23 protein-coding genes and 1 pseudogene are annotated in these 20,857 nt (G+C 68.0%); 5 read left to right on the forward strand and 19 right to left on the reverse strand.

The window, feature by feature from the left end:
- Nucleotides 1-74 precede the first annotated feature (74 nt).
- From ABZ345_RS15330 to ABZ345_RS15355, 6 genes are all read right to left on the reverse strand, one after another.
- Complete coding sequence (locus tag ABZ345_RS15330; RefSeq protein WP_359847870.1) at nt 75-692, reverse strand: hypothetical protein; 618 nt, start codon at nt 690-692, stop codon at nt 75-77.
- 324 nt (nt 693-1,016) lie between these two features.
- Nucleotides 1,017-1,820 (reverse strand): hypothetical protein, encoded by an 804-nt coding sequence (locus ABZ345_RS15335; RefSeq protein WP_359847873.1) that lies wholly within the window; start codon nt 1,818-1,820, stop codon nt 1,017-1,019.
- A 3-nt stretch (nt 1,821-1,823) separates the two neighbouring features.
- Nucleotides 1,824-2,348 (reverse strand): SigE family RNA polymerase sigma factor, encoded by a 525-nt coding sequence (locus ABZ345_RS15340; protein ID WP_359848331.1) that lies wholly within the window; start codon nt 2,346-2,348, stop codon nt 1,824-1,826.
- An 86-nt stretch (nt 2,349-2,434) separates the two neighbouring features.
- The gene (locus ABZ345_RS15345; RefSeq protein ID WP_359847876.1) at nt 2,435-2,770 is read right to left on the reverse strand and encodes a DUF952 domain-containing protein; all 336 of its coding nucleotides are present in this window, start codon (nt 2,768-2,770) and stop codon (nt 2,435-2,437) included.
- 62 nt (nt 2,771-2,832) lie between these two features.
- Complete coding sequence (locus ABZ345_RS15350; protein ID WP_359847879.1) at nt 2,833-3,768, reverse strand: DUF5926 family protein; 936 nt, start codon at nt 3,766-3,768, stop codon at nt 2,833-2,835.
- 29 nt (nt 3,769-3,797) lie between these two features.
- Nucleotides 3,798-4,538: a glycerophosphodiester phosphodiesterase family protein gene (locus ABZ345_RS15355; RefSeq protein ID WP_359847882.1), complete on the reverse strand. Its 741-nt coding sequence runs from the start codon at nt 4,536-4,538 to the stop codon at nt 3,798-3,800.
- A 90-nt stretch (nt 4,539-4,628) separates the two neighbouring features.
- Between ABZ345_RS15355 and ABZ345_RS15360 the strand changes: the two genes are divergently transcribed.
- Nucleotides 4,629-5,816, forward strand: a complete 1,188-nt coding sequence (locus ABZ345_RS15360) for a cytochrome P450 (protein WP_359847885.1) — start codon at nt 4,629-4,631, stop codon at nt 5,814-5,816.
- Here ABZ345_RS15360 and ABZ345_RS15365 read toward each other — a convergent pair.
- The 11 genes and pseudogenes from ABZ345_RS15365 to ABZ345_RS15415 form a co-directional block, all read right to left on the reverse strand.
- A pseudogene (locus ABZ345_RS15365) lies at nt 5,813-6,782 on the reverse strand (glycerophosphodiester phosphodiesterase). The gene ABZ345_RS15360 and the pseudogene ABZ345_RS15365 sit on opposite strands and share 4 nt — an antisense overlap.
- A gap of 66 nt (nt 6,783-6,848) precedes the next feature.
- Nucleotides 6,849-7,754, reverse strand: a complete 906-nt coding sequence (locus ABZ345_RS15370; protein WP_359847888.1) for a DUF4328 domain-containing protein — start codon at nt 7,752-7,754, stop codon at nt 6,849-6,851.
- Nucleotides 7,755-7,756: 2 nt separating this feature from the next.
- Entirely contained in the window at nt 7,757-8,095 is a 339-nt protein-coding gene (locus tag ABZ345_RS15375) for a rhodanese-like domain-containing protein (protein ID WP_359847891.1), read from the reverse strand.
- A 59-nt stretch (nt 8,096-8,154) separates the two neighbouring features.
- Entirely contained in the window at nt 8,155-9,045 is an 891-nt protein-coding gene (locus ABZ345_RS15380) for a hypothetical protein (RefSeq protein ID WP_359847894.1), read from the reverse strand.
- Nucleotides 9,045-9,536: a SigE family RNA polymerase sigma factor gene (locus ABZ345_RS15385; RefSeq protein ID WP_359847897.1), complete on the reverse strand. Its 492-nt coding sequence runs from the start codon at nt 9,534-9,536 to the stop codon at nt 9,045-9,047. Before ABZ345_RS15385 ends, ABZ345_RS15380 begins: the two co-directional genes overlap by 1 nt.
- A 114-nt stretch (nt 9,537-9,650) precedes the next feature.
- Complete coding sequence (locus ABZ345_RS15390; RefSeq protein ID WP_359847900.1) at nt 9,651-11,243, reverse strand: cation acetate symporter; 1,593 nt, start codon at nt 11,241-11,243, stop codon at nt 9,651-9,653.
- Nucleotides 11,240-11,590 (reverse strand): DUF485 domain-containing protein, encoded by a 351-nt coding sequence (locus ABZ345_RS15395; RefSeq protein ID WP_359847902.1) that lies wholly within the window; start codon nt 11,588-11,590, stop codon nt 11,240-11,242. Before ABZ345_RS15395 ends, ABZ345_RS15390 begins: the two co-directional genes overlap by 4 nt.
- A 259-nt stretch (nt 11,591-11,849) precedes the next feature.
- Nucleotides 11,850-13,649, reverse strand: a complete 1,800-nt coding sequence (locus ABZ345_RS15400) for a cation acetate symporter (protein WP_359847905.1) — start codon at nt 13,647-13,649, stop codon at nt 11,850-11,852.
- Nucleotide 13,650: 1 nt separating this feature from the next.
- The gene (locus ABZ345_RS15405) at nt 13,651-14,079 is read right to left on the reverse strand and encodes a hypothetical protein (RefSeq protein WP_359847907.1); all 429 of its coding nucleotides are present in this window, start codon (nt 14,077-14,079) and stop codon (nt 13,651-13,653) included.
- Entirely contained in the window at nt 14,076-14,936 is an 861-nt protein-coding gene (locus ABZ345_RS15410) for a LytTR family DNA-binding domain-containing protein (RefSeq protein WP_359847910.1), read from the reverse strand. The genes ABZ345_RS15405 and ABZ345_RS15410 overlap by 4 nt, the downstream gene beginning before the upstream one ends.
- A gap of 72 nt (nt 14,937-15,008) precedes the next feature.
- The gene (locus ABZ345_RS15415; RefSeq protein ID WP_359847913.1) at nt 15,009-15,869 is read right to left on the reverse strand and encodes a S49 family peptidase; all 861 of its coding nucleotides are present in this window, start codon (nt 15,867-15,869) and stop codon (nt 15,009-15,011) included.
- A gap of 98 nt (nt 15,870-15,967) precedes the next feature.
- Between ABZ345_RS15415 and ABZ345_RS15420 the strand changes: the two genes are divergently transcribed.
- Nucleotides 15,968-16,135 (forward strand): hypothetical protein, encoded by a 168-nt coding sequence (locus ABZ345_RS15420; protein ID WP_166048541.1) that lies wholly within the window; start codon nt 15,968-15,970, stop codon nt 16,133-16,135.
- A gap of 222 nt (nt 16,136-16,357) precedes the next feature.
- On the opposite strand, the gene ABZ345_RS15425 is transcribed toward ABZ345_RS15420, so the two are convergent.
- Nucleotides 16,358-17,620, reverse strand: a complete 1,263-nt coding sequence (locus tag ABZ345_RS15425) for a histidine kinase (protein WP_359847917.1) — start codon at nt 17,618-17,620, stop codon at nt 16,358-16,360.
- Between the two features lie 111 nt (nt 17,621-17,731).
- Here ABZ345_RS15425 and ABZ345_RS15430 point away from each other — a divergent pair, with 111 nt between their 5' ends.
- Genes ABZ345_RS15430 through ABZ345_RS15440 form a run of 3 tightly spaced genes read left to right on the forward strand, consistent with a single transcriptional unit; the run spans nt 17,732 to nt 20,410 of the window.
- Nucleotides 17,732-18,439 (forward strand): (Fe-S)-binding protein, encoded by a 708-nt coding sequence (locus tag ABZ345_RS15430; protein ID WP_359848334.1) that lies wholly within the window; start codon nt 17,732-17,734, stop codon nt 18,437-18,439.
- Nucleotides 18,421-19,839: a LutB/LldF family L-lactate oxidation iron-sulfur protein gene (locus ABZ345_RS15435; RefSeq protein WP_359847920.1), complete on the forward strand. Its 1,419-nt coding sequence runs from the start codon at nt 18,421-18,423 to the stop codon at nt 19,837-19,839. Before ABZ345_RS15430 ends, ABZ345_RS15435 begins: the two co-directional genes overlap by 19 nt.
- Nucleotides 19,832-20,410: an LUD domain-containing protein gene (locus ABZ345_RS15440; RefSeq protein WP_359847923.1), complete on the forward strand. Its 579-nt coding sequence runs from the start codon at nt 19,832-19,834 to the stop codon at nt 20,408-20,410. Before ABZ345_RS15435 ends, ABZ345_RS15440 begins: the two co-directional genes overlap by 8 nt.
- Here ABZ345_RS15440 and ABZ345_RS15445 read toward each other — a convergent pair.
- Complete coding sequence (locus ABZ345_RS15445; RefSeq protein WP_359847925.1) at nt 20,407-20,847, reverse strand: hypothetical protein; 441 nt, start codon at nt 20,845-20,847, stop codon at nt 20,407-20,409. The genes ABZ345_RS15440 and ABZ345_RS15445 overlap by 4 nt on opposite strands.
- Between the last annotated feature and the right edge of the window lie 10 nt (nt 20,848-20,857).

Raw genomic sequence — 20,857 nt, forward strand, 5'->3', positions numbered from 1 at the left:
CCTGCAAGCGTCTGCAGGCCGCCTGAAAGAGGTGCCGTACCCGCTCCACCCCCCAGCGAGGCGGGTACGACGGCTCAGATGAGGGCCAGCGCGCAGTCGGCGACCCTTGCTTCGATCTTGAGTGACTCGACCTTGCTCGCGTCGCTGCCCGGACTGCCGCCGAACGAGTAGAAGGCCGCGCTGTCGATGCTCGCGTTGAAGCCCCCGCGGTACTCGGTGGCGTCCGGGTAGGCGCGCTTCACGTCGGCGAAGGTCGCACCGAGGCCGATGCCCTTGGACGTCTGGGCGTCTTTGGGAAGCGTGATGCGGATGATGCCGTGCTTCTTCGAGATCGCGAGCTTGTCGTCGGCGACGCAGACGTCTTCGCCCTCGCCGGCGTTTTCCCAGGTCTTGGTCGTCAGGCCGGCGGCGCGGGCCTCGTCCAATGTCATGCCGAGTTTGGCGGCGCCGTAGCCGATGCGGTTGTCGGCTTCGACCTCGATCACCGGCTCCGGTTCTGGCGCGGGAGGGTTGGTCACGGTCAGCGTCACGACCTCGGTCACCACGGACGGTGGCGTGGGCGTCTCCGAGGTCGAGGTGGTGGAGGTCGGTCGCGGCATGGCGTCGTGCTTCGGGACGGGCGTCGAGGTGCATGCCGTCATCGCGGCGACGGCGGCAGCGGCGACGAGAGCTAGCTTGATCGAGTTCTGCATTTCCTGACCCCCCAGGTTGTCTTATTTTCGAGACACCAATAAGACGTCGGCGTCATCGCAGGGTTGCAAACTCGGTTGTCACAGAAAAGTCACGACGACAATGTGAATTCCAGGCACACCAAATTTCCCGGCGCAATTATCTGCGACGGGATGCCTGAATCGGACCGAATTGATTTTGCCCACCACACGTCCAGACACTCATAGGACGTGACCAGGCCAGAAGGGTTGCGTCACGCAGACATCGCGGGCGCCGACATCACCCAAAAGGATGCTGAGGCCCCGCCGCACCCCCAAGAGCGGCGGGACCTCAGCAAGATCAAATGATCAGACCGAACAATCGTTCGCGGCCAAGCGCATTCGCACGGTCGTCACCGTGGCGCCGTCTGTTTCGAACACGTACGACCATTTGGGCGTCCCGGCCATTTGCACGAGCAGTGTGGAACCGCTCTGCGTCGCGGTCGGATAGGCGGTCTTCACGTCGGCCACCGCCGAGCCCGCGCTGATGCCCCGCTGCGTCTTGGCGAAGCTCGGGAACGTCAGCCGGACGATCCCGTTCGCCGGCGAGATGACCGCGGCGTCGCCGTCGGGAACCGACGTCGTGGCGTAGGTCGTGCACGAACCCGCGGGCGTGCCCGGTTCGACCAGTGCCCCGGTCTTCAGCGCGTCGGCCTCGGTCATGGCGAGCGCGAGCTTGCCGACCTTGCTGGACTCGGACGGCGGCAGAGGCGGCGGGGCGGTCGTGGTCTGCTTGGGCGGCGGCGCTCCGGTGGTGCCGTTGTTGTTGCCAGGAGTGCTGCCGTTCGAGTTCGGGGCCGGAGGGTTCACGGTCACGATCGAGGTCGAGGTGAAGGTGCTGACCGACGGAGAACTCGGAGGCGAGGAGGCCGTCGACGAGGCGGTCGGCAGCAGCTCGTCCGACATGTGGTCCGTCGACGAGCGCAGCTGGGTGAGCCCTACTCCGGAACCGACGAGCGCCACCAGGGCGAGCGTCGTGGCCATGGTCGAGCGGCGTCGTCGCCTGCGGTCGGCACCACGAACCACCGCGTCGGTCGCGTCCGGAGTCGTGTGGACGTCCAGCCGATCGTCGCTGAAGAGCCTGCGCAGCTCGTCGTCGAGGTCGCTGTCCACGGGTCAGTCCTTTCCCAGGCGTGTCCGCAGACTCGCCATCGCCTTGCTGCTCTGGCTCTTGACGGTGCCGCACGAGATGCCCAGCGCGTTCGCGATCTCGGCTTCGGAGAGGTTCTCGTAGTAGCGCAGCACGATCACCGCGCGCTGCCGTGGCGGCAGTTCGCGCAGTGCTTGCCAGAGCGGTTCGTTTTCGAGCCTGCTCAACTCGGGCGCCACAGCACCGCTGTCAGGAAGGTCGGCCACGAGGTTCTCGCGGCGACGGCGGCGCCAGATGCTGATGTGCGTGTTGGCCATGGCCCTGCGGACGTACGCGAGCGGGTCGTCGCCCTTTCGCTGCACCGTCACCCAGCGCGATCCGACCTTCTCCAGCACGGACTGCACGAGATCGGCGGCGTCATGCGGGTTTCCGGTCAGAGCATGTCCATAACGCAGAAGTCCGGGCATCGACATGCGCACGAACTCCGCGAAGTCCCCCACGGCTTCCGCTCTTTCCCCGCCACGTTCGGCGGCCACCTCCAGCTGCAGCACCGCCGCCACGGCACGCCCCCTCCCCCAAGCAACAACTGGCTTCGGGAAGGTCACGCGCAAGTGTGCGGAACGGTTGCCTTACTTAATCACAGAACGGCAACGGCCTCAGGCAGAACGAACGAACCGTCGGGCTCGCACGGGAAGTCGTGGACCTGAGCAACGGCCTCGACCGGAATCGGGCCGTAGACGTGCGGGAACCACAGCGGCGAATCCGCCACCGCCTCCCACAGGACCGGCACGCCGAGCAACCGCGGATCGATGACGAGCAACAGCAGCCCGCTCTGCCCGCGGAAGAACTTCCCTGCCGTCACGTGCACAACGCCCCGATCGGAACAGTGCACGAACTCCTCGCCGGCGGGAGCGATCGAACCGGCCGACCGGGCATCAGCCCAGCCGGCCTTCGTGATGATGTGCAGCAGCACTTATCCACAGCTCCCTGTGCACAACCTTGTGGACAACACTGTGGACAACGTCCTGACCAGTGTCAGCGCAGCGTGATCTGACGGCCGCGGAGGCCGTCACGAGCGCGGCGTTCGGCGTCAGTCAGCGGCTCGTCGGACGCCAGCGCCTCCAGCAAGCGCTTGCCCAGCGCCTCGGCGGGCTCGGCCCACTCGCGGGCGTGCATCTCGCGGTCGAGGTCCCAGACCGGCACGAGCAGGCCGTGCGCGCGGAACGAACCGGCGTAGCGCGAGCCCTCGCCCAGGTCCAGCTCACCGCGGGCGGCCAGGCGCGCCATCGCGGGCACCAACTTCTCCTCGGGCTCCGGACGGACCCAGCGCAGGTGCGCCTTGTCGCCCGCGTCGACCCAGTACGCGGCCTTCACGCCGGGGGCGTCGAGACGCTCGGTCGGCAGGATCGCGGCGTTCGCGCGCTCCAGGGACAGCGCCACCTCACCGGTGGGCTCGGTGCCCTCGGGCATCCACCACACGAAGTCGGTGTGCAGCACCGGCGTGATCTCGGCCTCGGGGTCGAGCAGGTCCTGCAGGCGGCCGGGGTTCTCACCGTTGTCCGGGCCGACGACCGGGAGCACGTCACCGGTCTTGGCGTGCTGCGCCCACTGCAGCGCGCGAGCCAGGTCGCGGCTGATGTCGCCGGAGCGGGTCTGCACCTGCAGGCCCACGAACGGCACGTCGTCGCCGCGGATCAGGCCGGCGGCAGCCATCGGCAGCACCGTGGCGAGCGTGACCTCGCGACCGTCCTTGATCGGCAGCTTGGCGATCGCCGACGGCACGAACTCGCGCAGCGCGATCAGCTCGCACTCGGCGGCCAGGCCCTCGAACGGCCGGGACACGATCACGTCCGTCGCGCCGCCGGGCGCGCCGTGGCAGGCCTTGTAGCGCTTGCCGGACCCGCACGGGCAGGGCTGCTTCGGGTTGATCCCGTCCTTCGGTGCGTCCTTGACCGCGGTCCGCTTGGCCACCTCGGGCCCTCCTCAAAGTTCAGGCTTGGTCAGGTCGCCAAGTTAGCCGTCAGCAGGCGGCGGGTGTTCGCCGGGGCGTTCGTCGCGATGTAGCGGACCCCCAGGTCACGGCACAGAGCGACGTCCTCGGCGCTGTCCACCGTCCACACGTACGTCTCGTGGCCCGCTCGTCTCGCCCGATCGACGTACTCGGGGTCGCCGCGCAGCACGTGCACGCCCGGACCCGTGTAGTCGGCGAACGACGGCAGCGCGCCGCTGCGGTACCGGCCGAGGCGGTCGAGCAGCAGCACCGTGCGGATGTCCGGCGCCTGGTCGCGGAACGCCTTCACCGCCGTCGGCGAGAACGACATCATGATGATCTGGCTGTCGAGCTTGTGCTTCTTCAGCGCCTCGACGAGCTTGCGCTCGACCTCGTTGCGGTACCGGACCGGGTGTTTGGTCTCGACGAAGAGCTGCACGTTCTTGCCCTTGACCAGCTCCAGCAGGTCGTCCAGCACCAGCAGTTCGGCCGGCTGACCGTGGCGGTGCCAGCTGCCGTAGTCGTACTTCTGCAGTTCGTTGAGCGAGAGCGCGCTGACCGTGCCACGTCCGTTCGACGTGCGGGTGAGCGTGCGATCGTGCACACACACGATCTCGCCGTCACGCGACAGACGGATGTCGCACTCGAGCCCGTCCGCGCCCTCCTTCAAAGCCAGCTCGTAGGCGCCGATGGTGTGCTCAGGGCGGTCGGTTGACGCACCGCGGTGGGCGACGACTGAAGGCTGCTGCACAGGACCGAACGATAGTGTCTGCGCAACAATTTGAGTCATCAATCAAATGGACGTGGACGAAACGCCGATCGCGACTTACCGTCCCGCCTTGTGACGTTCGACCAGCGTGATCCCGCGTTCATCGCCGACCCGTACCCGGCCTTCGCCGCCCTGCGCGAAGCCGGTGAGGTGCATCACCACGAACAGCTGGGCGTCGCCGTCGCCGTCTCGCACGCCGCCTGCTCCGCGGTGCTGCGGCACCGGTCGCTCGGCCGGATCTGGTCGGACGTGAAGCCGGTCGAGCAGTTCATGGCGTTCAACCTCCTGCACCGCAACTCGCTGCTGGAGAACGAGCCGCCCACGCACACCCGCCTGCGCCGCCTGGTCGCCGCCGCGTTCGGCCGCGGCCACGTCGAGCGCCTCCGCCCGTGGGTCGCCGACCTGGCCGACCGCCTCGTCGACGACCTGGTCGCCAAGATCAAGGATCAGGGCCAGGGCGACTTGCTGGCCCACGTCGCCGCGCCGCTGCCGGTCGAGGTGATCGCCGAGCTGCTCGGCGTCCCCGGCGAGGACCGCCACCTGTTGCAGCCGTGGTCGAACGCCATCGTGAAGATGTACGAGTACGGCCTGCCGCCCGAACAACAGCAGGTCGCCGAACGCGCCGCCGCGGAGTTCGTGGCCTACCTGCGCGAGCTGATCGCGTTGCGCCGCACGAACCCCGGCTCGGACCTCGTGTCGGACCTGGTCGCGGTCACCGACACCGACGGCGCCCGCCTCACCGAGGACGAGCTCGTCGCCACCGCCGTACTGCTGCTGATGGCGGGCCACGAGGCGACGGTGAACGTCATCGGCAACGGCGTCTACGCGTTGATGCAGCACCGCTCGCAGTGGGAACGCCTCTCAGCGCCCGAGGTGATGCCCACCGCGGTCGAGGAGCTCATCCGCTTCGACTCACCGCTGCAGCTCTTCGAACGCACCGCCACCGAACGCGTGGAGATCGCGGGCCACGTCATCGAGCCCGGCGAGAAGATCGCCGCACTGCTCGGTGCCGCCGCGCGCGACCCGTTGGTCTTCGAGGACCCCGACAGGCTCGACATCGGCCGTGAGAAGAACCAGCACCTCGGGTTCGGCATGGGCATCCACTACTGCCTGGGCGCGCCGCTGGCCCGCATCGAGGTGGAGGCGGCGCTGTCGTCGTTGCACCGCAAGCTGCCCGGCGCGGTGCTGGCCGAGGAACCCAACCGGCGCGCGGAGTTCGTGATCCGCGGCCTGCACTCGCTGGTGCTCGGCGCGGACTAGCGGGGATACCGCTTCGGGAGCTTGAAACCGCGCTCCTTCAACACGTTCCGGAGGCGGTCCGGGTAGTCGGTGATGAGACCGCCGACGCCGGTGTCGATGACCTCGTTCATCCGCGGCACGTCGTCCACGGTCCACGGGACGACGACGAGACCCTGCTTGTGGGCGTCCGCAACGAGTTCCTTGGTCGTCATCGTGTGCACCGGCGACAAAGCCTTGGCACCAAAACTCTTCACCGCACGCGCGACGCTGCCGCCGAAGTCGTCGAGGTTCAGGCCACCGGTCCACGGCGAACCGGGCACCAGGAACTCCGGCTGGGTCAACGCGACCAGCGGAAGGCGCGGCTCGACCTCGCGCATCCGCATCAGCGTGCCCCAGTCGAACGACTGGATGGTCACGTTGGACAGGAAGCCGGACCGGCGGATCTCGCGGACCGCACGCTGCACGAACTGCTCGCGCGGCGCGGTCTCGTGCGGCGCGGCGGCCTCGACCTTGGTCTCGATGTTGAAGCGGACGCCCCACGCGCGGTGCTTGCGCGCGAGGTCGAAGAGCTCGGCCAGCGTCGGCATGCGGGCGCCCGGCGAGAGCTCCTGGTCCGGGTACTGCGACCAGCGCGTGCTGCCGCAGTCGAGGGTGCGGACCTGCGCGAACGTCAGGTCCTTCACGTACTTGCCCGCGTAGGGGAACTCCGGGTCACCGGGGAACGCGGGCGCCGTGTCGAGGCACTTCGCCGGGTTCGTCCTGCGGTCGTGGGTGATGACCTCGCGGCCGTCCTTGGTGATCTGGAGATCGAGCTCGAGCGTCGTGACGCCCAGTTCGAGCGCCTTGCCGAACGCCTTGAGCGTGCTCTCCACCGTCAGGCCGATGCCGCCGCGGTGAGCCTGCAGGTCGAATTCCCCGGTGGTGGTGCGCCTGGGCGACGCCTGGTGTGGCCAGTGCGATCACCAGAGCCCCGATGAGTGTCCGCATCCGTCCAACCTGGCACTCACGCGAAGAGTCCGGAAAGTCCCTGGGGACGAACGTCGCCTGAACAGATCAGCGGGGCGAGCCGGACGCGCGGACCGACCGCAGCGGGGGCTCGGGAGCGTCCTTCACCTCGAGCACGCGCATCAGCCGCAGTGACGCGGCGTCCACGGGGAGCAGCAGCGTGGTGATCCGCCGGACGACCAGCGCCGTCGTCACCGCGACGCCCACCATCAGCAGGTCGCCGAGCGCGTGCAGCAGCACCCCGTCGGCCAGCGCCTGGGTGCTGTCGCGGAACGACCAGAGAACCGTGACCGCGAACATCAGCCCGGAAGCGACCCAGAAGCCCCACCACCAGCGCAGGAGCTTCGACGGGCGAGGGCGTTCGTGGGGCGACCCGTGCGCCACGGCGTGTTCGAGCTCGGCCAGCACCGCGCCGGGGACGACGAGGTTCACGCCCGGCACGATCAGTCCGGCGAAGGCCTGTTCGTCCGAGCGGGACGGCCCGTAGCCCGCGCCGGCCGCGGCCACGTTCCGCGCGCGCCGCACCCACAGCAGCGTGAGCACCAGCGACAGCAGGCATCCGGTGATCGTGATCGCCGAAGCGGACACCACCATCGCGTCCGACGCGCTGACCACACCGGCGGAGAGCGCGCCGTAGCGGCTCATCGCAACCAAGACGTACCGCCAGATCTCGGACGACGCACCCCAGAGGGCGACGAAGCCGAGCAGCCACAGCGAGTTCTGCGCGGTCCGGCCCAGCCGCCGCACACCGTCGACCGAGTCGGCCTGCTCGACGGTGCCGGGCACCGCCGTCGGCCAGCGCCACGCCAGCAGCGGGAAGCCCCAGCGCGGCGGGACCGGGTAGTTCGGCGGGCCGCCGTAGGACAACCGCTGCGACCGGCGCGAGGGCTGCGGGTACGCACCGGGTGGCGGAGTCGCCACCCAGTCCACGCGCATCGGTTGCAACGGCTGCACGATCAGATGACCTCGGGTTCCATGCCGTCGACGCCGCCCTCGAGCGGACGACCGTGGGCGTCCCAGTGCTGCATGCCGCCCTCGACGTTCACGGCTTCCCAGCCGTTCTCGTTGAGGTACTGGGTCACGCGGGCGGAGCGGCCACCGGCACGGCACACGACGTAGAGCTGCACGTCGTTCGGCACCTCTTCGAGCCGGGCACCGATCTCGCTCATGGGGATGTGCAGCGCGCCGGGCGCATGGCCCGCGTCCCACTCGTCCTTCTCGCGTACGTCCAGCAGGACGGCGCCCTCGGGCAGGACAGCGGGAACGTCAGCGATCTCCACGCTTGGAACAGTCACGCCCTAGATGGTGCCATGCCGGAGGTTGCACGGACGTGAGCCTCCGGCACGGCCCACCCTCAGGCCACCCCCGCGATGGCGGGCCCGAGCCTCGCGAACTGCTCCTCGGACAGCGGCAGCGTGGCGCGACCGGCTCCGGTGCGCTGCAGGACGCCCGGCTGCTTCGGGTCAGGAGTCAGGTCCGGACTGCCGAAGTTGCGCAGTTCGAGCTTCACGAACAGGCCGTCCTTGCGATAGACGTCCAGCACCTGGACGAGCGACTGGAACGGCTCGTACGGCCGCACGCTGTGCATCTGCACGACCGAGCCATCGTTGCCGTACAGCCGCCGGGCGGGTTGGCAGTCGCCGGTCGCCCAGAGCCCGTCGTCCGCGTTCCACTGCGGGCTGCCGACGAGCCTCGCCGCGGAGAGCCGGATGCTGCCGGTTCCGCCGGAGTCGGTCACGTCGAACTCGATGGCGTCCGCAACGGCATTGCCCGGCACGTTGCCGATGGTCACCTCCGGCAACTGCTGCCGGACCCGGTCGATCAACTTGGGGACGAGCTCGGCGGACAGCACCTCCGTGCCGAAGGTCACCGGCCGCGTCGGCTCCTTCATGCTGCACAGCGGAACTTCCTCCACCTGGCGGCCATCGGGAGGAGGCGCGCTCGCCGCCGGCCGCCAGGTGTTGTACGGCTGCTGGGCCGGTGTTTCGACCCGTGGCCACCCCAGGGCGGGTTCCACGGTGGCGGGACCGTAGTTCGGCTCGTCGGCCGGCGTCGCCGGGGCGGCCTGGTTCAGCGTGGTGGCGCCGAACCCGATGCCGGCGACGACCGCGACCACGCCGAACATCGCTCCGGCGCGCTGGGCGAACACCCGGCGGCGGCCGCGCTTGAGCACGTGGTCCAAGGTCGTCGTAGGTGGTGGCGCGGCGACGTCGAGAGCTCCGCGCAGCTCGTCTTCGATGTTCATCAGGCACACTCCGAGTTGACCGGCTCGCCGTACGCCTCGCGGAGCGTCGCCAAACCCCTGGCTGTCTGACTTTTGACGTTGCCCACCGAACAGCGCAGCTCAGCGGCCGTCTGTTCGATGGACAGGTCGTGCACGAACCGCAGCACCAGCGCGGCCCGCTGCTTGGGCGGCACCTGCTGCAACGCCGCGTTCAACCTGGCATCGGGATCGGAGAAGCCTCCGCCGACCCCGTGTTCCGGCAGGTCGGCGACCGGGCGCTCGCGGTCGCGGCCGCGGCGCCTGCTGTCGAGGAACAGACGCGTCACGATGGTGCGGACGTAGCCCTCCGCCGTTTCACGCCTGATCGCCGGCCACTTCGCGTAAGCCTTCACGAACGCGTTCTGCGCGAGCTCTTCGGCCTCCGACCAGTCACCGCACAACGCGTACGCCGTGCGCCGGGCCCAGTCGAACCTGCTCGTGAAGAACTCCGAGAACTCCTCGTCCCGTCGCACTCCGGTCCCCCTGCTTTCGCTGCTTCGCGTTGAATACGCGACCAGCACGAGCAGGGTTGCACGCACGAAAAACGGGCCGCCCCCGAGGGACGGCCCGTTTTCCAACCAGAGCAGTCAGTGCGCGATGGCCTTCTCGGCGCCCGCACCGGTGAGGGAGCGGACCTCCATCTCGGCCTGCTTGACCGGGTCGGCCTTCTCCTTGGACAGGATCGTGCCGATGTAGCCGAGCAGGAACGCGACGGGGATCGAGACGATGCCGGGGTTCGACAGCGGGAACAGGTCGAAGTCGGCGTTCTTGAACATCGAGGTCGGCGTGCCGGACACGGCGGGCGACAGGATGATCAGGGTGATCGTCACGATCAGACCGCCGTAGATGCTCCACAGCGCGCCCGAGGTGTTGAACCTCTTCCAGAACAGCGAGTAGAGGATCGTCGGCAGGTTGGCGGAGGCCGCGACCGCGAACGCCAGCGCCACGAGGAACGCGATGTTCTGGCCGTTGGCGATGATGCCGCCGCCGATGGACACGAGACCGATCACGACCGCGGTGATGCGGGCGACCTTGACCTCGGAGTCCTTGTCCTCCGCCTGACCCTTCTTGATGATGTTGGCGTAGATGTCGTGGGCGAACGACGCCGACGCCGTGATCGTCAGGCCTGCCACGACCGCGAGGATCGTCGCGAACGCGACCGCCGCGATCAGGCCGAGCAGGATCGGGCCACCGAGCTCCAGCGCGAGCAGCGGAGCCGCCGAGTTCGCCTTGCCGGGTGCCTTGCTGATCGCGTCCGGACCGACCAGCGCGCCGGCGCCGTAGCCCAGGACCAGCGTGAACAGGTAGAAGATGCCGATCAGCCAGATGGCCCACACGACCGAGCGACGGGCTTCCTTCGCGGTCGGCACGGTGTAGAAGCGCATCAGGATGTGCGGCAGGCCCGCGGTGCCGAGGACCAGGGCGAGGGCCAGCGACAGGAAGTCGAGCTGCGTGGTGCCGTTCTTGCCGTAGGCGAGACCGGGGCCGAGCAGCTTCTCTCCGACCTTGGGCGCCTTCTCGACCGCGGCACCGAGCAGCGACGACAGGTTGAAGCCGTACTTGCCGAGCACCCAGAAGGTCATGATCGCGGCGCCGACGATCAGCAGGACCGCCTTGATGATCTGCACCCAGGTGGTGCCCTTCATGCCACCGATGAGCACGTAGGCGATCATCAGGGCGCCGACCACGCCGATGACGAGCGACTGCTGGGTCGTGTCCGTGAGTCCGAGCAGCAGGGCGACGAGACCACCGGCACCGGCCATCTGGGCCAGCAGGTAGAAGAACGAGACGGCCATCGTCGACGTGGCGGCGGCGGCGCGGACCGGACGCTGGCGCATCCGGAAGCTCAGCACGTCGCCCATCGTGTACTTGCCGGTGTTGCGCAGCAGCTCGGCGACCAGCAGCAGCGCGACGAGCCACGCCACCAGGAAGCCGATCGAGTACAGGAAGCCGTCGTAGCCGTTGAGGGCGATGGCGCCCGCGATGCCGAGGAACGACGCGGCGGACAGGTAGTCACCCGCGATCGCGATGCCGTTCTGGGGGCCCGTGAAGGCGCGACCGGCGGCGAGGTAGTCGGCAGCGGTCTTGGTGTTGCGGCTCGCCCGGATGACCACGAACAGCGTGATCAGGACGAAGACACCGAAGATGCTGATGTTGAGGATCGGGCTGGACTGGTTCACTTGCCGTCTCCCTCGATCTCACCGCGGAGCTTCTCCGCCAACGGGTCGAGGTTCTTGTTGGCGTGCCGCACGTACAGCGTCGTGATGACGAAGGTCGACACGAACTGCAGCAGGCCGAAGATGAGCCCGACGTTGATGTTGCCGAACACCTTGGTGGACATGAACCCGTGCGCGTAGTCCGCGAGGAGCACGTACAGCAGGTACCACGCGAGGAACAGCCCGGAGACGGGGAACACGAACTTGCGCAGCCGATGCTTCAGCTGCACGAAGTCATCACTTGCTTGTACGTCGACCCACTTTTGTGCGTCGGGGGACGACTCAGATGGGGTGTGCTCAACAGTGCTCACAGTCCCCTCCTCGCGGTACTCGTCGTAGGTGTCAGCAACGTGACGGGCACGTAATGCCTCCAGGTGCGGTCCTGTTCTTGGTCGAGAACCGTATGGAGACTTGAGTCACTCCGGTAAGACCCCGTTCGGGCCGTTGCGCCAGGCAGTCGGGTGATGCGACGAACGGTCAGTATGCGTCGACGAACAGCACGCTGCGTGACCAGATTCGCCGTTCACCGATTCGAGTGACCAGTTTTCACCCATTTGAAACACTGAATACTCAGCGTGTTCGACTAGCTCCCCTGCGCTTGTCCTCGGCGAACCTGGCCTTCTCCTCGGCGGTGCCGAAGCGGGCGATGTCGCGATCCCGGATGAAGCCGAGCGGGTCCGGCGCGTGCAGTCTCAGCAGGATCTGGTTGACGTCCGCGGGCGCGCGCCTGCGGGTCGCCTTGCTGACGACGATCATGGTCATGAACGCGATCGGAACCGTGATCAGCGCTGGCTGGGTGAACACGGTGGGCGCCCAGCGGCCGGTGTAGGAGCTGACCACGCTGATCACCTGCGCGGTGATGACCATGCCGCCGCCGACGACGAGCCCGCACACGGCGCCGACCCAGGTGAGTCCGCGCCACCAGATGCCGAGCACCAGAAGCGGGCAGAACGTCGACGCGGCGAGCGCGAACGACATCGCCACGGTCAGTGACGCATCCGAGCGCGGCAGGAGCAGAGCAAGACCGATTGCGACGAGTCCGGTGAACACGGTTGCCCACCGGAAGTCACGAACCTTGCCCGGCATGATGTCCGTCGAGACCACTCCCGCGACCGACACGACGAGTCCGGAAGAGGTCGACAGGAACGCGGCGAACGCACCCGCGGCGACGATCGCGCCGAGGATCTGACCGCCCAGGTTCGGCACCATCGTGCTCGGCAGCATCAGCACCGCCGCGTCCGTCTTCCCGTTCACCAGCAACTGGGGCAGGTAGAGCCGGGACAGCACGCCCAGCACCGTCGGGAAGATGTAGAACAGGCCCAGCAGGTAGAGCACGTGCAGCGCCGTCCGGCGGGCCGCCTTGCCGTCCGGGTTGGTGTAGAAGCGCACCAGGACGTGCGGCAGGCCCATCGTGCCGAGGAACGTCGCGAAGATCAGCGAGTACGTCTTGAGCAGGTCGGAGATGCCACCGGTCTGCGGCCGCATCCAGTCGCGATTGGTCGTCGGCGAGCCCTCGACCACCGGGACCGGGCTGCCGGCGGTGAACTCCATGACCGTGCCGGGGCTGAGCTCGTAGACGCCGCGGCCCCAGAACACCTTGCCGTCGGCTTCCCTGCCGTCGATCTCGCCGTGCACCTTCAACGTCAGCGGCTCGTCGACCCGGACCTTGATCACCTGCTCGGCCACGGTGATCGACTCGGCCTGGGGGAACCTGACGACGCCCTCGTCGCTGATCGGCTGCGTGCCGCGGTCCGGCGAGGCGAGGAACACCACGAAGAGCACGAACGTCGGCGCGGCGATCGCGAAGAGCTTGCCCCAGTACTGGAACGCCTGCACCAGCGTGATCGCGCGCATGCCGCCGCCCAGCACGTTGATCACCACGATGACCGTGACGATCAGGCCGCCGAACCACGCGGGCAGGCCCGTGATCGTGGTCAGCGTCAGACCGGCGGACTGCAGCTGCGGCACCAGGTACAGCACGCCGATGCAGACCACGAAGAACGTGCTGAAGTGCCGCACGTTCGCCGACCCCAGCCTGGCCTCGGCGAAGTCGGGCAACGTGTAGGCGCCTGACCTCCGCAGCGGCGCGGCGACGAACAGCAGCAGCGCGAGGTACCCGGCGGTGAAGCCGATCGGGTACCAGAGCGCGTCGATGCCGTCCTTGAGGATGAGCCCGGCCACGCCGAGGAACGACGCGGCGGACAGGTACTCGCCCGAGATCGCGGCGGCGTTGCGGGTGGCGGGGATCGCGCGGCGCGCCACCAGGAAGTCCGGGGTGGTGTTGGCCTTGCGGGACCCGACGTAGCCCAGCAGGAAGGTCACGGCCGCAACGGCGACGATGGCGCTGAGGCTCCAGATGGTGGCGTTCACGTCAGCGGTCGACCATGTTCACGAAGTCGCGCTCGTGCCGTTCGGCCTGCCGGCGGAACACCCAGCCGACCCCGTAGAGGACCGGGAACGGTGCCAGGCCGAGCACGAGCCAGGGGATGCCGATGCCGAGGATCTTGAGGTCACCGATCTGCGGGAAGAGGTAGAAGGTGATGGGCAGCAGGCACATGCCGATCAGGACCGCGAAGGCGAGCCCGAACGCGGAGCGGAGCTGCTGCTTGATGAGGTCGCGGACCAGCTTCTCACCGACGCTGGTCTGCTCCTCCAGCTCGATGATCGTGCGCAGCGCCTTGCCGCGCGCCTTCGTCGAGTCGGCGAGCACGACCCTGCGCCTGCGTGGTTTGCGAGCCTGCTCGCCGAGCCAGGCCTCGCGGGCCGCCTGCTCGGGCTTTCCCGCGTCGTGCCTGCTCACCAGCCGCTCTTCGGCGGTCGCACGATGCGTTCCTTGAGTTCTTTGGTGTGCCGGCGGCTGACCGGGAGCTCCTTGGCGGTGTCACCGGAGCCGATGACCACCGCGTAGCCGTTCGCCGTCATGCGCAGCTCGCTCACCAACGGCAGCGCGACCAGGTACGACCGGTGGATGCGCACGAAACCCGCGTTGGCCCAGCGTTCTTCCAGCTGGGCGAGCGGGATGCGCACCAGGTGGCTGCCGTCCTGGGTGTGCAGGCGGGCGTAGTCGCCCTGCGCCTCGACGTACCGCACGGACGCGCGCGGCACGAGCTTGATGGTGCCGCCGAGCTCGACGGGGATGACCTCGTCGTCGGTCGGCTCGGAAGTCGCGCTGAGCTGGGTCGCGTTCACGCTGGGGGCAGGCGCTGCCGTGCGGCCCACGCGGTCGGCGACCCGGGAGATCGCCTTCAGGACGCGCTCTTCGTTTATCGGCTTGTTGATGAAGTCGAGCGCGCCGACGTCGAACGCCGTGACGAGCGCGTCGCGTTCCTCCACGCCCGTCACGAAGACGAGGGCGGGCGGGTACCGGAACGCGCTGAGCACCCGTGCGAGATCCATGCCGCTGAGCCCAGGCATGTTGATGTCGGCGAAGACCGCGTCGACCGGCGGCAGACCGGCCTTGGTCCTCGCCATGACCTCCTGCTCGTAGTCACCTCTCAGGATGCGCAGAGCCTCGGCGGCGTCGAAGGCCGTGAGGACGCGCCGGATGTGAGGACTGCTCTCGAGCAGGAACTTGATCTCGCTCAGGCCAGGAGCCTCGTCATCGACTGCGAGGACGAGGAGACCGGCGTTGTCATGGGTACTCACTGTGTCGGGCATCTTGCCCATCAATGTGCGGTCATGTCTACGCCGGGGTAGGCCTCGACACGCCCTGCGAAACCGAACTGATGCTCACAGCCCGAATCGGGACCAGCGAGCACGTTCTTCGAGGCCCGCCAGCACCTGCGTCACGAGATCGCCCGATCGGGTGGACGCGGCCGCGAGCCCGAGCTTGGCCAGCAACGGCTTCTTCGGCTCGGCGACGGTGAGCTCGGCATCCGGGAAGCGCTTGGCGATGACGGTCCGGATGGTGCCGATGCCGTCGACGAGGCCGAGCTGCTGGGCCTTGGTGCCGGTCCAGATCTCGCCGCTGAAGAGGTCCTCTTCGGTCTTGAGCTTGGCGCCGCGGCGTTCGGTGACCCACGCCTTGAACTGCTCGTGCAGATCGGCGTGCAGCCCCTTGAGCCACTCGACGTCCTCGGGCTTCTCGGCCTGGAACGGGTCGAGCCTGACCTTGTTCTCGCCCGCGGTGTAGACGCGGCGCTCGACGCCGGCCTTGTCCAGCAGGCCGTTGAGCCCGAAGCCCGCGCTGACGACACCGATGGAGCCCACAAGGCTCGTGCCGTGCGCGTAGATCTCGTCCGCCGCGCACGCCAGCCAGTAGCCGCCCGACGCCGCCACGTCCTCGCAGAACGCGAGCACCGGCACGTGCTTCTTGGTGGCCAGCTCCCGGATGCGCTCGGCGATCAAGGCGCTTTGGGTGGGCGCGCCGCCCGGAGAGTTGATGAGCAGTGCCACGGCGATCAGGCGCTCGTTGTCGAACGCGCGGTTGATGGCGCTCTCGATGTTCTGGAGGCTGATCGTGTTGCGCGCGACCGGCGAGGACTGCGGGGTGATCACCCCGTGCAACCGCACCGCGGCGACGACCGGCGGCCGCTCGCCCCGGTCCATGACCCTGGGAAGACGGGCCGCGATCTTGTCCGTGACGCTCATGTACTCGACAGTACGTGCGTTTCGCGGCCACGCGGGAGCCCAACTGCGCTGTCGGTTGCTCCCGCGTGACCTGGAACACGTGGTGCTAGGTTCGGCGTGTGACGTTCAACCCGATCCGCTGGCTCGAACGCTATGTCGAGTGGTGGGACGACCGGGGCAGGCAGAACGCCGCCGGGCCGACGCCGATGCACATCTACTGGATGTGGGTGAGCTGGAGCGTGTGCGCCGTCGTGCTGATCACGACTTTGGCGGTTGCCGCACGCTGACCTGCAGGCTTCTCAGCACTTGCAGCTGTTGAATCCCTTTGCGGTGCACTTGATGCAGACGCGGACGCGCTCGGGTGCTTGTTGTTCCTGCAATTGATGTTGCCCTTAACTCGCGGCCGGCCTCGACCTGAGGGAGTGCCGGCTGTTCATTGGTCAACACCACAATCGGCACGTTGCACGCCTGGGTTGAGCATGGTTGCGCGTGCAACTACAGATGCTGCCTCAGGCGCGGACGACCGGCTGTTCGTTCGTCATCGGCTCGTCCGACATCTGCGAGCCGATGTTCAGGTTCGGCAGCACGTTCCGCGCGAACTTCGGCACCTTCAGGATGACCTTGGTGCCCGCGTTCGGCGCCGTTTCCACGACGAGGGCGTACTCGACGCCGAACACCGTGCGCATGCGGTCGTTGATGTTGCCGATGCCGACGTGCGCGCCGGTCTGGTGGGCGTCCTTGATGTCGTCGAGGCGGTCGGGGTCCATGCCGACGCCGTCGTCCTCGACGCTGATCAGGGCCTCGTTGCCGTTGTCCTCGGCGGTGATCGTGAGCATGCCGCCGCCCGGCTTCTTGGCCAGGCCGTGGCGCACGGCGTTCTCTACCAGCGGCTGCAGGACCAGGAACGGCAGGACGACCTGCAGGACCTCGGGGGCGATGCGCAGACGGACGTTCAGCCGCGAGCCGTAGCGGGCCTGTTCGATGGTCAGGTAGCGATGGATGTTGGTCAACTCATCGGCGAGGGTCGTGAACAAGCCGTCGGTGCGGAACGAGTAGCGCGTGAACTCGGCGAACTCCTGCAGCAGCTCGCGGGCGTGCGCGGGGTCGGTGCGGATCAGCGAGGAGATCGTGTTCAGCGCGTTGTAGACGAAGTGCGGCGAGATCTGGGCCCGCAGGGCCTTCACCTCGGCCTGGGCCAGCGCCTGGCGCTGCTTCTGGACGACTTCCAGTTCGAGCTGCGTGGAGACGAAACGGGCAGTCTCCTCGGCCATCCGGATCTGGCGCTTGGAGGCGACGCCGGAGACCACGATCAACGTTCCGGCCACGTCGCCCTCGACAACCAGAGGCACCACGACAACGCTGTGCAGGGAGCACGGGCCCTGCAGCTCACAGCCGAGTTTGCGGTGGTCGACGTGTTCTTTGTGGCAGTTGTTGATGGCACGGGCGACCGTGTCGCGGAGGTACTCGTAGTGGTCGTTCGCGCCGCCGTCCCACGACAGGACGGTGCCCTCTTCGTCGGTGATGGCGACCGCGACGCACCGCAGCATCTCGCGCAAGTGAGGGGTGGCCTTGTTCGCGGCCTCCTCGGTCAGGCCCGCGCGGAGGTCGCTCGACGCCCTGGACATGCGGTCGAGCATGTCCATCACAGCATCCTCGACGGAGGTGCTGACTCGTCGAGCGCGGCACAGCATCACGAAGAGGCCCAGAACGGCCAGGGTCGCGATGACGCCGAGCACAGCGCGCTCGGTCAACAGGTCGCCCACGCTGCACATGCTGTGCTGTGGGGCACCCCTATAGCAAGAGGCGCGCCCGGCGTACCCCCGTACGGTCCACCGATCCGGGTAGACATCCGATGAATTTGGGGAGAGGGTGTGCCCGTGAAAGTGGCTCTGTTCGCGACCTGCCTGACCGACACGTTCTTCCCGTCGACGGCACGTGCCGTGGTGCGTCTGCTGGAACGGCTCGGCTGTTCGGTGGACTTCCCGCTCGACCAGACGTGCTGCGGGCAGATGCACTTCAACACCGGCTATCGGGAGCTCTCGAAGCCGCTGGCGCGCAAGTACACCGACGTCTTCGGCGGCTACGACTACGTGGTTGCGCCATCTGGGTCATGCGCCGGCATGGTTCGGGAGATCCATCCCACGCTGGGTACCTCTCCGCCCCGGACGTTCGAGCTCGCCGAGTTCCTCGTCGACGTGCTGGGTGTGACCGACGTGGGCGCCTGGTTCCCCCACCGGGTCACCTATCACCCCACGTGTCACTCGCTGCGCATGCTGGGCGTCGGGGACAAGCCGATGGCGCTGCTCAGGGCCGTGAAAGCCCTCGATCTGGTGGAACTGCCGGACTCGACGCAGTGCTGCGGCTTCGGTGGCACGTTCGCGGTGAAGAACGCCGAGACGTCCACGGCGATGCTCGCGGACAAGATGAAGTGCGTGCTCGACACCGGCGCCGAGGTGCTCAGTGCCGGTGACAACTCCTGCCTCATGCACATCGGCGGCGGGCTGTCGCGGCTGCGCACGGGTGTGCGGCCAGTGCACCTGGCCGAGATCCTGGCTTCGACGGAGGAGGACCCGTGGCGCGCAACCCCGTGACGTGGCTGGGCAGCCCGACGTTCCCCAAGGCCGCGCACAAGGCGCTGGCCGACACCCAGCTGCGGCAGAACCTGCGCAAGGCCACCGGGACCATCCGCGGTCGCCGGGCCGCCGCGGTCGCCGAGATGACCGACTGGGAACAACTGCGAGTCGCCGGCGAGCAGATCAAGGACGACGTCCTGGCGCGCCTCGAACCGCTCCTGCTCCAGCTCGAGGAGTCGGTAGAAGCACGTGGCGGCACAGTTCACTGGGCGCGCGACGCCGAAGAGGCGAACCGGATCGTGCTCGACCTCTGCCGGGCCGAGAACGCCCAGGAGGTCGTCAAGGTCAAGTCCATGGCCACGGCCGAGATCGGGCTCAACGAGGCCCTCGAGGCCGGTGGCGTGCACGCGATCGAGACCGACCTGGCCGAGCTGATCGTGCAGCTCGGCGACGACCGGCCGTCGCACATCCTGGTGCCCGCGATCCACCGCAACCGCTCGGAGATCCGCGAGATCTTCCAGCGCCGCATGGGTGTCGAGGTGTCCGACGAACCAGCGGACCTCGCCGAAGCGGCTCGCGTCTACCTGCGCCAGAAGTTCCTCACCACCAAGGTGGCCATCAGCGGCGCGAACTTCGCCGTCGCCGACACCGGGTCGATCGTGGTGCTGGAGTCCGAGGGCAACGGCCGGATGTGCCTGACCCTGCCGGAGACCCTGATCACCGTCATGGGCATCGAGAAGCTCGTGCCGACGTGGCAGGACCTCGAGGTGTTCCTGCAGCTGCTGCCGCGCTCGTCCACCGCAGAACGGATGAACCCGTACACGAGCGTGTGGACCGGCGTGACGCCCGGCGACGGCCCGCAGAAGTTCCACCTGGTGCTGATCGACAACGGCCGCACCGCGACGCTCATGGATTCCGTTGGGCGCCAGGCACTCAGGTGCATCAGGTGTTCGGCGTGCCTCAACGTGTGCCCGGTCTACGAACGCACCGGCGGCCAGTCGTACGGCTCGGTGTACCCCGGTCCGATCGGCGCGATCCTCACCCCGCAACTGGTCGGCGACCTGCACGACCCGCAGGCGGCGTCACTTCCTTACGCCTCTTCGCTTTGCGGCGCGTGCTTCGAGGTCTGCCCCGTGCGGATCGACATTCCATCGGTCCTCACGCACCTGCGCGCGGAAGTCGTGGAAGCCAAGGGCCGCACCGCGGAGTCGGTCGCGATGTCCGCCGCCGCGTGGATCTTCGCGTCGGCCTCGCGGTACGAGAAGGCCCAGAAAGCCGGTTCCCTGGCCCGGTTCCTCGCCAAGGACGGCAGGATCACGTCCCTGCCGTGGCCGGGTTCGAAGTGGACGTCCTCACGCGACGTGCCCGCACCGCCGTCCGAGTCGTTCCGCGCCTGGTGGAGGAAGAACCGTGGCTAGCGCTAAAGAAGAGATCCTCCAGCGCATCCGCGACGCGCGAGTACCGGCAGCTCCGCCCGTCGTCCGCGGTTACCACCGGACGGGCGAGGGCGGCGTCGAGCTGTTCGCCGAACGGGTCGCCGACTACCGCGCGGTCGTGCACACCGTGAGCAGCGTGCCCGAGTTCCTGACATCGTTGCGGGGCAAGCGAATCGTGACACCGGCCGACGTCCCGCGCGAGTGGCTGGTCGACGGCGTGACGTGGCTGCACGAGCCGTTGTCGATCGACGAGCTGGACCAGGCGGATGGCGTGCTGACTGGTTGCGCGGTCGCGATCGCGGACACCGGCACGATCGTCCTCGACGGCGGCGAGGCGCAGGGGCGGCGTGCGTTGACGCTGCTGCCGGACTACCACCTGTGCGTGGTGAGAGCGGACCAGATCGCCGCGTCGGTGCCGGAAGCGTTGCAACGACTGGAGCCCACGCGGCCGCTGACGTTCATCAGCGGCCCGTCCGCGACCAGCGACATCGAGCTCAACAGGGTGGAGGGCGTCCACGGCCCTCGCACCCTGGAGGTCCTCATCGTCGGTTAGCCGCAGTGTCCGCCGGCGCTCTTCTGGCCCATCTCGTCGTAGTAGAAGGTGCGGGCGAAGACACCGATGCACTTGCCCTTGCCGTACACCTTCACCGGGCCGGCGTAGTACTGGTACTTCCCGCCGTCCTCATCGATGTTGTAACCGGGACGGTTGTTGTCCTCCGCCCAGTCCTCGTTGTACATCTGGATGTAGGTCTCGTGCTTGAACTGCGAGTAGTAGGCGGTCTTCACGTTGGCCGCGCAGTTGTAGCCGGTGCTGGAGTTGTAGTAGAGCCGGATCGTGCTCAGGTGGTTCGGCACGCTGGAGTACACCTTGTAGGTGTCGATCAGCGAGCCCGTGCAGCCGTACTCGGCGGCGTAGGCGTTCATCGGCGCGATCACGGAGGCAGCGGCCGCGACCGACAGGACGGCGACGGCTTTTCCAAAACGTGTCATGCGACCGAGG

The organism is Lentzea sp. NPDC005914 (genome assembly GCF_040629405.1).
In the GTDB taxonomy this organism is placed as follows: domain Bacteria; phylum Actinomycetota; class Actinomycetes; order Mycobacteriales; family Pseudonocardiaceae; genus Lentzea.

Excerpts from the sequence above, each read along its gene's own strand:
- ABZ345_RS15425 (WP_359847917.1), bottom strand. The coding sequence starts at position 17,620 with ATGTGCAGCGTGGGCGACCTGTTGACCGAGCGCGCTGTGCTCGGCGTC.
- ABZ345_RS15415 (WP_359847913.1), bottom strand. The coding sequence starts at position 15,869 with ATGAGCGTCACGGACAAGATCGCGGCCCGTCTTCCCAGGGTCATGGAC.
- ABZ345_RS15330 (WP_359847870.1), bottom strand. The coding sequence starts at position 692 with ATGCAGAACTCGATCAAGCTAGCTCTCGTCGCCGCTGCCGCCGTCGCC.
- ABZ345_RS15445 (WP_359847925.1), bottom strand. The coding sequence starts at position 20,847 with ATGACACGTTTTGGAAAAGCCGTCGCCGTCCTGTCGGTCGCGGCCGCT.
- ABZ345_RS15380 (WP_359847894.1), bottom strand. The coding sequence starts at position 9,045 with ATGAACATCGAAGACGAGCTGCGCGGAGCTCTCGACGTCGCCGCGCCA.
- ABZ345_RS15410 (WP_359847910.1), bottom strand. The coding sequence starts at position 14,936 with ATGCCCGACACAGTGAGTACCCATGACAACGCCGGTCTCCTCGTCCTC.